The organism is Rossellomorea sp. H136 (assembly GCF_056838065.1).
Genome location: NZ_CM166371.1, coordinates 4,046,688 through 4,059,148, shown reverse-complemented (window position 1 = coordinate 4,059,148; position 12,461 = coordinate 4,046,688). Strand labels below are relative to the sequence as shown.

Here is a 12,461-nt window from a genome sequence, read left to right as displayed (position 1 = left end):
AGCTCGTGTATAGGAAATTAGAATCAAAATGAATAAGTGAAGGTCTTTCAAAAGGACAACGAAGAGAGGGAAAATATTTGGAATTAGTAATTGCTTTAGATATTTCTATGGGGAAAAGCTACAAAGTGATTTACGATGGTCAAACCTGTCTTTCGGAAGGGGAATTTCTTCATAATAAGTTTGGTTTTCAAACGCTGCTTGATGAGATCGGAAACCTTTCTGAAGAACCTATTCTTGTTTTTGAATCAACAGGTATTTATTCAAAACCAGTTGAAACCTTTTGTCAAAAGAACCAATTGCACTACTCTTTATTAAACCCTCTTGAGGCAAAAAAACAACTAGAACAAGGGACTCTAAGAAGCTGGAAAACGGACAAGCATGATGCTCACAAATTAGCACAAGTTCATCAACAAAATTGCCGAGTAGAAAAAATCCAACAACCAGAAATATATAGTCGACTCCGGGATCTTTCTCGCTTTTATCAGGAAATAGAGGAAGAAAAAAAACGTATGCGAATGTACTTGCATAATGCACTACAATTAAGTTTTCCAGAGCTTGAACACTTTTTCTCGAGTAAAATGACACCCTACTCCTTAACATTGATGGACCTATTTCCTCATCCAGACTTTGTCTTAGAAAAGAGCCAAACAAAAATCAAGAACCTTTTGAAAAAAAGTACCACGAAAAGAATTTCAGAAAATCGTGCTAAACAGAAGGCAAGTCAAATAATAGAATACGCCAAGGAATCCTATCCAGCTATTTCTTCAGCGAGTATTCAAACATCAAAAGTTCAATACTATGCAAAACAACTCCTCCGTTTATTAGAGGAAAAAGAACACGTTTCTAACCAGTTGATTAACGAGGCAAAAAAGCTTCCTGAGTTTGAAGTACTTATCAGTCTCCCTGGGGTGGGTGACATTAGCGCAGGACTTTTTATCGGTGAGTTTGGTGACCTCTCTCGCTTTTCTAATCATAAAAAAGTCAACGCATTTGTGGGTATTGATATTCGAAGATATCAGTCTGGAAAATACGCAGGACAAGATCATATTAATAAACGAGGAAATCCTAAAGGACGAAAAATTTTATATCTCATTGTTCGGAACATGATCCGCCAACAAAAAGCAGGATCAAATCATATCGTTGATTATTATTACAAATTAAAAAAGCAACCTATCTCCAAAAAGGATAAGGTTGCCACTGTAGCTTGCATGAATAAGCTACTAAAATGTATATATTCCATGGTCAGGAACAATACAAAGTACGATTACTCGCACGCGGTCTCTATGGACCAATAATATGTAGTTTAGTATACCATGAATATCCTCAGTTTAAAATTATGAATAGCTGAGGTTTATTTCCTATGCACAAATAATAGTGAATAATCCTACAACTTATGATTTAGTACTTGACTAATCGTAGGAAAAGAGGCTGGGACAAAACTAAAAAACCACGATAAAAAGACGAACAATAGAAGTGTAGGTTCTTCATACCGCTAATGATTTCCGTGCAAGACTACGCTTTCCGCGGGTAGCCCGTGAGCCTCCTCGGCAAGCCTGCGGGGTCTCACATAAGCTACTTTCCCGTAGGAGTCTTCGTCTTGCCCTCCAATCAACCGCTGGAAACAGCTAAAATCAAATGATTCGAAAATAAATAATAAACCCGAACAAATCTGCACACTAAGAAGCAGGTTTGTTCGGGTTTGACTTAGACTAAAAAACTTTTGTCCCAGTCGCCTCATTTATGATATGAAAACAAGTATAATGGCTACTGGTACGATGTAGCGCAATAGAAAAATCCAGCTGTTGAACAGGGCCGGTGATATAGACGAACCAGATTGGATTTCGCTCCATACATCTTCTCGCTTTAATCGGTAGGAGACGAAAATGCTAATCAATAATGCCCCGATCGGCAATCCAAAATTACTCGTAATATAATCGGCAAAGTCAAAGAAGTTCTTTCCTTGAATGAGGAAATCTCCGAATACACCAAATGAAAGGGCACTTGGAATACCTGCAAAAAACACAAGGATTCCTATTAACCATGTAAATGGCTTTCGTTTCGATTGATTCCCTTTCGACAGGGCAGCGACTCCGATTTCAAGAATGGAGAAAGCAGAAGTCAGGGTTGCAAACAACAGTAAAATCAGAAACACTGTTAAGAAAATGCCACCAAATGCAATTTCATTAAACACGGCTGGTAGAACTACAAAGGCAATTCCCGGTCCTTCATCTGGTTGAAAACCAAGGGCATACACAGCAGGGAAAATGACCAATCCTGCCAATAATGAAATAAAGATATTTAATCCGGATACACTGATGGCGGATCTTGGCATGCTGTCCTCTTTTGAAAGATAGGATGCATACGTCACCATGACAGAAAGTCCAACCGTAAGTGCAAAGAACGCTTGTCCTAACGCAAGTAAAACCGTTTCCCCATTTAAATAGCTCCAGTCAGGCAATAACAGGAAGCGGACACCTTCCATCGAACCTTCCAAGGTAAGGGACCTGATCACTAAAATAATAAATAAGATAAATAATGCCGGCATCATATAACGGCTTGCCCGTTCAATCCCTTTTTGAATCCCGCCTTGTACGACAAGTATTGTAATGACAATAAAGAGGAATTGTGCAATCAGCACTTCTTTTGGATTTGCAATGATACTCTCGAATAAAATTCCGTACTCCTCTTGAGATTTCCCGATTAATGAGCCTGTCACACTCCGGGCCAAATAAGAAAGGATCCATCCGCCTACAACACTGTAAAAGGACAATATGATAAAAGAAACAACCGTTCCTAAATATCCGATCCAATGCCAATAAGAATGAGGTGCCAATTTTTTATAGGAAGTAATGGCGTCGGCTCCCGCCCGTCTTCCGATGACAAACTCTGCCAGAAGAATGGGTGCACCGATCAAAACGGTGAAAAGGATAAAGAGTAAGAAGAAGACACCCCCTCCATTTGCACCTGCCATATACGGGAATTTCCAAATGGCACCGAGCCCTATAGCAGAACCGGCAGCCGCCAAAATGAATCCAATCTTAGAAGTCCATTGTTCTTTTTTGGCCAAGATTAAGATCCTCCTTTCGAAAAAATAAGATTTTTCAATCGTACTATGTTTTACACCCTCTGTACACCGGATTTTTAAATTTTCAATATATAAGAAATATGGGGGTGAATGCCATCAAATAAGTGTTAGGGAACAAATATGGCCACATGTATTTCCATTTATTATGTGTGAAAACGTTTGAAAACATTACAATTTACCTAATATCTAGAAAAGTAGTCAAAAACATGATGAATGGGCTGGAAATTTCTCTACTATGTAGTATACTAATTGTAACAAAACGTTCACAAATTATTCTTTTTTTCGCCATAATTGAAAGCGTTTACTACCGGATTGGAGGAATTTTAATATGGATGTATTTCTTGTGTATCTTTTTATCGCAACGGCTACCCCGCTATTTCTTTGGATTGAACATCGTAAGTGGGCGGTTCTTCATATCCCATTTGTTATAGCCTTATGGGCAGCATTTATTTATTACGTAGCCGTTCCGGAACTTGGAGGATGGGGACATGTGACCTTGTGGAGCCTGTTTGTTGCAAACCTTGCATTCGCCCATATTGCAGCCTTCATGCTATATGCCTTGCCATTTATTCAAAAGCAACGAAAGAAGAAATCAATCACTGTAAAGAATTAGTCTGATCCAATTAGAATTGGGTTAGGCTTTTTTTTGTTCTATTAAACGCTCTATTCGTAAACATTGTTGCTATTAAACAGAGAAAGTACGGCGGTTGAGCTTCCACACCGGTCTTTTGGGTCTCTCCCACTGATTATGCGCAGATAATGAAAACATGGACCGTTCCTTTCCGCTCCAGGCACTTCCTTTCCGCGGGGAGGAAGTCAAGCCTCCTCGGGCTTTGCCCTGTGGGGTCTCGACCTTTCCTCTATCTCCCGCAGGAGTTAAGTGCCTTCCGCTACAATCCACTCTGTGCTAACTACATTCTTACTGCCTTTAAGTATAGTAAGTATAAATAGATACAAAAAGGGTCCTATAGTTTATTCATGTATGGAGCACCAAGGCATATGGAACTAAATGTTTATCACCGTGACTGCCTATGCTTTCCTTTAATGATTAAAATAAGATCGAATAAAAATCTTAGCTGTAGACATCTTTATTGCTCCCGCGGTATATAACCACTTGTAAAAAGAGCAGTGACCCGTTTTCTAAAGATTTTTGGGTCACTTTTAAGCTCTGTCACGAAATTTTCTTATAGATGGTGAGGGGAACTGAGTAGACTCCTGCGGAAGTACGATCGTGCCGAGACCCCGTTCGGCTAAGCTGAGGAGGCTCGGCCGAACGTCCGAGGAAAGCGAAGCAGTTCCCCTCACCATCTGAGCACACACTGATTGACAGAGCCAAAGCAGTTCCTATGTAATTTAACAACAATCTTTGCAAAAAGAACAATTTTAAAAGAATGTATTCAATGGTAAATAAATGAAACAAAATCCACTTTATGATCGTTACATAAATGAAAGCCATTGAAGGGAAAGGGGGAAGTCGCGAGTGGAAAATGAGTACTTGATCGAACGTGCGAAAAAAGGAGATCTGCAGGCATATAGCCATTTAATCACATATTATTCTCCCATCGTTCAACGGTTTGCCTATCAGATGGGGAATTCTATCGCTGATATACCAGATATCACCCAGGAAGTGTTCATTCGTGTATACAGGTTTCTGGACGGGTTCTCTTATGCGAAGTTTACAACCTGGCTTTATAAAATCACTTTAAATGTGTCGAGGGACTTTAAACGAAAAGAAAATCAGCATAACAATCGAGTGAAAAAAATCGGGAATGAACCAACCTACAGAAAACGTCATTACGCCTCAAGAACGTATCCTGAGGCAGGAAGAGGATCGTATGCTCCACGAATGCATTCAAAAACTGGATGGTAAATATCAAATACCAATCATCCTCTTTTATTTTCATGAATAGAAGTATGAAGAAATGGCTGAAATACTGTCAATCAATTTATCTACTGTCAAAACAAGACTTTTAAGAGGGAAAAACCTCTTGAAAAAAGAACTGGAAGAGGCTGAAAAAAGGGAGGGGAGATTGAATGGATGACAAGATGCTTGAAAAACGCATGGAATTATTGAATCAATCGTATAAGAAAATTCCGGATCAGACCAATCCCTCAGACATTATACAAGCCATAAAACAAGAAGGGAAATCCCAAAAGAAGCGAACACTTATTCATTGGCCATACGTCGCAAGTTTCATTGGTGTATTTCTGATCGGTGCAGTTCTCATCCTGCAGCTTACGATGGATGAACCGGCTAGGCAGAATGGGAATCAAGCTGATTTTGCTGGTGAAGCAGACCAACGACTTCAAAGGGAAATAGAAGATGCGAAAGCTCAATATGATTTAAGGAAGACTCAAGCAATGGAGCGGCTCGGGTTTACAGAAGGCATATTTAATTCGACTGTGATCGCCCGGGATGCAGGGAGGCACCTCACATATATCGAGTCCATTCCAAAGCGGGACTTCACAAATGAAAGAAAAGTGGAGTGGGTCCAGAGAGCGAGTGAGGAGTTGGATCAGATATTGGCTACTCCTGATGTGATGATGAAAAATCTGAAAGCTCCTTTAACGAAGGAAGAAGCAGAAGTATGGGTGAATGATTTTATTAAAAAGGAAGAAGATATCCTCCCGCTATATGAGGACGAGTTAAATGAGTATAGTGAATATTGGAAGCCTCATGTTGAGAATGGAGAGTTCAATATGAAGGAGTTCAACCATATGAAAAACGACTATCCCCCCAAACTATTGTTGTTACGGGATGGAATATTCAATAATGCAGTTAAGCTATTGTATAACAGTGGGACGGACCGGCTTGAAACTACATTGGATGTGGAGTACTTCAGGATGATCACGAATCGTGAAGCCTTACCGGAAGGATATGAATTGTATATGATTACCTGTTTTGATCCAGTCATTAAAGCAGGTGAATTTACAGGAACCTGGAAAGAAGCAGCTGATCGCCTGATGGACTACGAAAAGATATTAAAGGAACTGCCGGATAACTCAAGGTTCAGGGTAGAAGTGAAGCATGAATACGACCTTCTCTATCAATACTTTACAGATGGAAATGTGTATCAGCCCATCTTTGATGAAAGTGATGAATTAAAATCACATGTTGAAGAAACCTATCGATATATACTGAAAGAGTACCCAGATTACACAACATCCCTCCATCTGAAAGAAGTATATGAGGAGTTAAGACGCGTAAATTTCGTTAAGCCAGTTCGTTGGGTTCAGACGACACCGGTCATTTTGTCTTCAGAGACAGAAGAACTATTTAAAGACTAATAAAGAGTGCTAAGTTTACACTGTTTTAATAATTTTAATAATTGGGAAGCATAACTAGTGAGAAAGCAATTATAGGTGAAAAGTCGAAGGGAAATGGAGCTTGTTTCATAGGTTTAATAGAAATAAACTTTTGCCGAATCCCGGACTCTATGATATAATCTACAATTGCGTGTAAAGACGAAAAATAATATATATACTAGGAGTGTTACCATGACTACAAAATTCGAAACAGGAACTGTTGTAACAGGTAAAGTTACAGGCATTCAACCATACGGTGCGTTCGTTGCACTTGACGAAGAAACACAAGGATTAGTTCATATCTCTGAAATTACTCACGGCTTTGTTAAAGACGTTAGCGAGCACCTTTCAGTAGGCGACGAAGTAAAGGTTAAAGTATTATCAGTGGACGAAGCAGCTGGTAAAATCAGCCTTTCTATCCGTGCTACAGAGGAAGCTCCTGCAGCACCACAAGCAAAACCTGCAGCAGCGAAAAAACCTCGCCGTCAAGGTCAAGGCAGTGTAAAGCAAGCAAACGAAGAAACAACACCAGCTGGCTTTAACACTCTTAAAGACAAGCTTGAAGAGTGGATCGAGCAATCAGAACGTGAAGATCTAATCAAGAAATAATACAATTATTAAGAAGACTGCCTTTCTTTAAGGGCGGTCTTTTTTTTGTATCATTTCGTAAAGTTTATCGCTACTTTTTTCCTAAAAAATTATCGTGAATTAACGAAAAATAAAGAATTTTTTAACAATACACTTGTCCGTACCTCATAAATGACCTATAATAACAATGAAAGCGCTTAATTAACAGAAAAATACATAAATACAGGAGGATCTTAGATGCTTTATAATAATCCGAATACTGAAGGTTCATTGGTACAATTTAAAGACAAGTATGAGAACTTCATTGGTGGAGAATATGTGCCGCCAGCAAGTGGAGAATACTTTGAAAATGTATCACCTGTAACAGGGAAAGTTTTCACGAAAATTGCCCGTTCAAACAAAGAGGATGTCGAAAAGGCATTAGATGCAGCACATGCAGCGAAAGACGCATGGGGTAAAACCTCTGCTACGGAAAGATCCATTATTTTAAATAAAATCGCGGATCGTATGGAAGAAAACTTAGAAATGCTTGCTGTAGCCGAAACATGGGATAATGGTAAGCCGGTTCGTGAAACATTAGCGGCAGACTTACCCCTTGCGATTGACCACTTCCGTTATTTCGCCGGATGTATCAGAGGCCAAGAAGGATCTCTTGGTGAGATTGATAATGATACGGTCTCTTATCATTTCCATGAGCCTATCGGGGTTGTAGCCCAAATCATTCCTTGGAACTTCCCGATTCTGATGGGTGTATGGAAGATTGCCCCTGCCCTTGCTGCAGGAAACTGTGTTGTCTTGAAGCCGGCTGAGCAAACACCTGCTTCCATCATGGTTCTGATTGAACTGATTGAAGACCTGCTGCCTAAAGGTGTACTGAATGTAGTACAAGGATTTGGAGTAGAAGCAGGGAAACCTCTTGCGCAAAGTAAGCGTGTTGGAAAAGTAGCCTTCACAGGTGAAACGACAACAGGTCGCCTGATCATGCAATATGCTTCTCAAAACATTATCCCTGTTACATTGGAGCTTGGTGGTAAATCACCTAATATCTTCTTTGAAGATGTAATGGATCAGGATGATGATTTCCTGGATAAAGCAGTTGAAGGTTTCGTGATGTTTGCACTTAATCAAGGAGAAGTGTGTACATGTCCTTCAAGAGCGCTAATCCAAGAATCGATCTACGATAAGTTCATGGAGCGTGCGATCGAACGCGTGAAACAAATCAAACAGGGGAACCCGTTAGATTCAGATACAATGCTGGGTGCCCAAGCTTCTCAAGAACAATTGGATAAGATTCTATCCTATATTGAAATTGGAAAAGAAGAAGGAGCGGAATTACTCATCGGTGGTGAGCAAAATTCACTGGATGGGGATCAGGAAGCCGGTTTCTATGTGAAGCCTACCGTCTTCAAAGGCAACAACAAAATGCGTATTTTCCAAGAAGAAATCTTTGGCCCTGTTGTTTCCGTTACAACATTCAAAACGAAAGAAGAAGCCCTTGAAATCGCCAATGATACTCTTTATGGACTTGGAGCAGGTGTATGGACGCGTGACATGAACACGGCTTACCGTTTCGGTAGAGAGGTTCAAGCAGGACGTGTATGGACTAACTGTTACCACCAATACCCGGCACATGCGGCATTCGGTGGATACAAAATGTCCGGTATCGGTCGTGAAAACCACAAAATGATGCTATCACACTATCAACAAACGAAGAATTTACTAGTTAGCTATAGTCCTAAAGCGTTAGGGTTCTTCTAAAATGGAACAGCGACTAGAGGCAACAGAACAAGCCCTTCAACTGATTGAAACGTTAAGAGGCAAGCACGGCGCCCTCCTATTTCATCAGTCAGGAGGATGTTGTGATGGCAGTTCTCCTATGTGTTTAAGTCAGGATGATTTGATCATCGGTGACAGTGATGTATTAGTAGGTACTGTAGCCGACTGTCCTTTTTATATGAACGAACAACAATATGAGTATTGGAAGCATTTCCGGATCATATTGGATGTAAAAGAAGGAAGGGGAGGAGTGTTCTCTTTGGAATCTACTGAAGGCGTCCGCTTTATCACGGATTCTAAATTGATCAAATCATAAACGTGAAGGTTTTGGTTCTACTCTTCCAAACTCGATAATATTTTTAGAGACAACTTATTGTATAGGTTGTCTCTTTTCTTATGCCTGATTTTATTATTTTAAATGATTACTAATTTAAAATAATTATAATTTGTGATTGACTTTCATTCTCAAATAGTTAAAATAAAACTATAATCATTTAATAATTATTATAATCTAAGGAGTGTTTCTAGTGGATAACAGAAAACTTACAACGAATCAAGGCTCCCCGATCGGCGATAACCAGAACTCGATTACAGCTGGAGAAAGAGGACCTGCACTGCTTGAAGATTATCAGCTAATTGAGAAATTGGCTCACTTCGATCGAGAGCGAGTTCCTGAAAGAGTCGTTCACGCCAGAGGAGCGGGAGCGCATGGTACATTCATTACAAAAAACAGCATGAAAAAATATACAAAAGCCGCACTTTTTCAAGAAGCTGGCAAAGAAACACCTGTATTTGCCCGTTTTTCCACTGTCGTCCATGGACAGCATTCTCCTGAAACCTTACGGGATCCCCGTGGATTTGCCGTGAAATTTTATACAGAAGAAGGAAACTGGGATTTTGTGGGGAATAACCTTCCTGTCTTTTTTATTCGTGATGCTATGAAGTTCCCGGATATGGTTCATTCTTTAAAGCCGAATCCACAAACGAATATCCAAGAACCTGAGAGATATTGGGACTTCATGTCCTTGACTCCGGAATCTACCAATATGCTCCTGCATCTCTATACGGATGAAGGGATTCCAGCTAACTATAGACAAATGCGCGGATCCAGTGTGCATGCCTATAAATGGGTGAATAATGCGGGGAATACCGTGTATGTGAAGTTGAGCTGGAAACCAAAGCAAGGCATTGAGAATCTATCTTCAGAAAAAGCAGCAGAAATCCAAGGGAAAGATTTTAACCATGCAAGCCGTGATCTCTATGAATCGATTGAAAAAGGTGATTTCCCGGAATGGGATCTGTATGTTCAGGTACTGGATCCAATGGACATGGATACCCTTGATTTCGATCCTCTTGATGCAACGAAGGATTGGGCTTGGGCGGAAGATGACATTCCATCTCACTTTGTCGGTACGATGATTTTAAATGAAAATCCAGAAAACATCTTTGCGGAAACGGAATCAGTGGGCTTCAATCCTGGAGTGCTGGTGAACGGAATGCTTCCGTCCGAAGATAAGTTGTTACAAGGAAGATTATTCTCTTATTCAGACACACAACGTTATCGAATCGGTGCCAACTACATGCAACTCCCTATCAACTGTCCATTTGCTCAAGTGGCGAATAACCAGAGGGACGGACATATGCCATTCAAGCAGCAGACGGGCTCAGTGAACTATGAGCCGAACAGCTTCGATGATACACCGGAAGAAGTGGGGGGATATACGGAAATACATCAGCCGATGACGGGTGAAAGAGGAAGACAGAAGATCCGGAAGACAGATGATTTCGGTCAGGCTGGACGCATTTACAGAAGCTACCCGGATGAAGTTAAAGAGCAAGTAGTGAAAAATATTTCGAGTGAACTATCACAAATCAACGAAAGAATTGCCTTGCGCGCAGTGTGTAATTTCTTCCGGGCGGATGTAGAGCTCGGTAAGAGGTTGGCGGAACGTATTGGGGTGGATTTGACCCCTTATTTGCAGCATATGGAATAAGTATGGATGATTGAGTACTGGTCTTTTTGTCGGTGAAGGTGCACTGATGAAGGGGGTGGTGCTCTTTTATGTTTTGGGGAATTTGGGTGAGGGTGTGAAGATTTAATGATGAGGGAGAGGAAGGATTCTAAACATTGAATAGTCTTCAACAACTGCCATATTCCCAAAAACGTCAAAAATCGCATTGCCATTCAACCCCAAACAACCCCATCACCCAAAAAAACAAAAAGCCACTCCCAAAAAAAATAGAAAGTGGCCACCACCATCAAAACGAATTCCGTTCGATCCCGTACTTCCGAATCCGATACTGCAAATTCTGCCGGCTCATCCCAAGGGACTTCGCCGTTTTGGTGATGTTAAAGTCATGGTATTTCAAAGATTTTTGAATATAATAGGTTTCGGCTTCTTCAATGAAAAGCTCCAGTGGTTTGATCTCTGTTCCAGATTGGTAGAGGAACTCCGATTCATCCTGGTTTTCTTCTCCGACAGCTGTGTGGTGGATGCGTTGCCTGAAACCAAATGGAAGATGATTGAAACCGATCTCCATTTCAAAGCCAACGAGATTAAACGCTCCCTCGATGACATGCTCAAGTTCCCTCACATTGCCTGGCCAGTCATAATGCTGAAAAATCTCCCTTACTTCATTCGAAATCCCCTTAATACTCATGGCAAAATGGTGGTTGAATTGGTCAATGAAATAGTTCACAATCTCCGGTAAATCTTCTTTTCTCGAACGGAGAGAGGGGATGAAGATTGAAACAATGCTCAGTCTGTAATAGAGGTCCTTTAATAACCGTCCTTCTGCGATGGCGTCAATGGGATCCTCGTTCACCGTGGCCATCACCCGTACATCGTATGGAAGGTCCGTCCCTCGGGAAAAGAATTTTAATAGCTTCTCTTGGAGGGAAGGGGTTAAGGAGTTGATTTCATCGAGCAGGAGCGTTCCTCCCTGGGCTTGTTGGAAGAGGGATGGTCGGTGATCTTCCGGGTTGCTGCCTTTCCGCTCCTCATGAAACAGGATTTCTTCAAGCATATCATCACGTAATGATGAACAATTCTGGGTGATGAAGGGACGGTTGGCACGGGCGCTGTCGTTATGGATGCTTTGTGCGAAAAGTTCCTTGCCAGTCCCGATTTCACCACAGATCAACACAGGGGAAGAAGTCCTGGTCGCCCGCTTTCCGGTTTCGATAGCGTCCTTCAGACGGTGATGCTGACCGATGATGCTATCAAAGGTATATAAGCTGCTCGGACGTTTATGTATATGATCTCTCATCACTTTTTCGAGCTTGGTGATGTCCCTGGCAATTTCAATCGCTCCAATCAACACCTCATCATGAAAAATAGGGAAAGTATCGTTCATCGTCGTGATTTCGATACCGTTTATATTAAAGTAAGTTTGCTTCACATTGAGGGTTGGTTCCTTTGTGTTTAGAACTTTAAGAAGGGTACTTTCCTCTTCAGAGTGAAATTGGAAAACATCCAACAAATTTTTATCCAGGACGTCCTCAATTTCCATGCCTTCGATTTCACGCATTTTACGATTGTAGATGATGGTTCTCCCGGTAGAATCGATGACATGAACGCCTGATTCAAGATGTTCAGCGACTTTTTCGTACATATACAAACGCTTTTCGGATTCCAGCATGCTGTCTCTCTCCTCTTCATTTTTGTTAGATCTTACTGCAAAATGTATCGTCTATAGTCTTCTT

General features: G+C 40.9%; 11 protein-coding genes. 9 read left to right on the top strand and 2 right to left on the bottom strand.

What is annotated here, in order from left to right:
* Positions 1-77 precede the first annotated feature (77 nt).
* Positions 78-1,295 carry an IS110 family RNA-guided transposase gene (locus ACYH0O_RS20610; RefSeq protein WP_482629122.1) on the top strand — a complete coding sequence of 406 codons (1,218 nt, stop codon included), beginning with the start codon at positions 78-80 and terminating at the stop codon, positions 1,293-1,295.
* 443 nt (positions 1,296-1,738) lie between these two features.
* Here the strand turns inward: ACYH0O_RS20610 and ACYH0O_RS20605 are convergent, their stop codons facing one another.
* Positions 1,739-3,067 (bottom strand): sodium-dependent transporter, encoded by a 1,329-nt coding sequence (locus ACYH0O_RS20605; RefSeq protein WP_149157610.1) that lies wholly within the window; start codon positions 3,065-3,067, stop codon positions 1,739-1,741.
* Positions 3,068-3,413: 346 nt separating this feature from the next.
* Between ACYH0O_RS20605 and ACYH0O_RS20600 the strand changes: the two genes are divergently transcribed.
* The 8 genes from ACYH0O_RS20600 (at position 3,414) to ACYH0O_RS20565 (ending at position 10,749) form a co-directional block, all read left to right on the top strand.
* Positions 3,414-3,698, top strand: coding sequence for a spore morphogenesis/germination protein YwcE (locus ACYH0O_RS20600; protein ID WP_149157611.1), 285 nt, complete (start codon positions 3,414-3,416; stop codon positions 3,696-3,698).
* A gap of 867 nt (positions 3,699-4,565) precedes the next feature.
* Positions 4,566-4,955, top strand: a complete 390-nt coding sequence (locus tag ACYH0O_RS20595) for an RNA polymerase sigma factor (protein ID WP_482630136.1) — start codon at positions 4,566-4,568, stop codon at positions 4,953-4,955.
* Between the two features lie 52 nt (positions 4,956-5,007).
* Entirely contained in the window at positions 5,008-5,127 is a 120-nt protein-coding gene (locus tag ACYH0O_RS20590) for a hypothetical protein (RefSeq protein ID WP_299743848.1), read from the top strand.
* Positions 5,120-6,373 (top strand): hypothetical protein, encoded by a 1,254-nt coding sequence (locus tag ACYH0O_RS20585; RefSeq protein WP_482630135.1) that lies wholly within the window; start codon positions 5,120-5,122, stop codon positions 6,371-6,373. The genes ACYH0O_RS20590 and ACYH0O_RS20585 overlap by 8 nt, the downstream gene beginning before the upstream one ends.
* A 210-nt stretch (positions 6,374-6,583) precedes the next feature.
* Positions 6,584-7,000 carry a S1 domain-containing post-transcriptional regulator GSP13 gene (yugI, locus tag ACYH0O_RS20580; RefSeq protein ID WP_044338107.1) on the top strand — a complete coding sequence of 139 codons (417 nt, stop codon included), beginning with the start codon at positions 6,584-6,586 and terminating at the stop codon, positions 6,998-7,000.
* A 216-nt stretch (positions 7,001-7,216) separates the two neighbouring features.
* Positions 7,217-8,737: an aldehyde dehydrogenase gene (gene adh / locus ACYH0O_RS20575; protein WP_482630134.1), complete on the top strand. Its 1,521-nt coding sequence runs from the start codon at positions 7,217-7,219 to the stop codon at positions 8,735-8,737.
* A gap of 1 nt (position 8,738) precedes the next feature.
* Positions 8,739-9,071, top strand: coding sequence for a DUF779 domain-containing protein (locus ACYH0O_RS20570; RefSeq protein ID WP_149157616.1), 333 nt, complete (start codon positions 8,739-8,741; stop codon positions 9,069-9,071).
* A 211-nt stretch (positions 9,072-9,282) separates the two neighbouring features.
* On the top strand, positions 9,283-10,749 hold the full coding sequence (locus ACYH0O_RS20565; RefSeq protein WP_482630133.1) for a catalase: 1,467 nt from the start codon (positions 9,283-9,285) through the stop codon (positions 10,747-10,749).
* Between the two features lie 265 nt (positions 10,750-11,014).
* On the opposite strand, the gene ACYH0O_RS20560 is transcribed toward ACYH0O_RS20565, so the two are convergent.
* A complete protein-coding gene (locus tag ACYH0O_RS20560) occupies positions 11,015-12,397 on the bottom strand; it encodes a sigma-54 interaction domain-containing protein (RefSeq protein ID WP_482630132.1) in 1,383 nt (460 codons plus the stop codon).
* Between the last annotated feature and the right edge of the window lie 64 nt (positions 12,398-12,461).

Bases quoted from the DNA above. Each gene is read 5' to 3' on its own strand.
- ACYH0O_RS20600 (WP_149157611.1), top strand. From the start codon at position 3,414: ATGGATGTATTTCTTGTGTATCTTTTTATCGCAACGGCTACCCCGCTA.
- ACYH0O_RS20590 (WP_299743848.1), top strand. From the start codon at position 5,008: ATGGCTGAAATACTGTCAATCAATTTATCTACTGTCAAAACAAGACTT.
- adh (WP_482630134.1), top strand. From the start codon at position 7,217: ATGCTTTATAATAATCCGAATACTGAAGGTTCATTGGTACAATTTAAA.
- yugI (WP_044338107.1), top strand. From the start codon at position 6,584: ATGACTACAAAATTCGAAACAGGAACTGTTGTAACAGGTAAAGTTACA.
- ACYH0O_RS20560 (WP_482630132.1), bottom strand. From the start codon at position 12,397: ATGCTGGAATCCGAAAAGCGTTTGTATATGTACGAAAAAGTCGCTGAA.
- ACYH0O_RS20585 (WP_482630135.1), top strand. From the start codon at position 5,120: ATGGATGACAAGATGCTTGAAAAACGCATGGAATTATTGAATCAATCG.
- ACYH0O_RS20570 (WP_149157616.1), top strand. From the start codon at position 8,739: ATGGAACAGCGACTAGAGGCAACAGAACAAGCCCTTCAACTGATTGAA.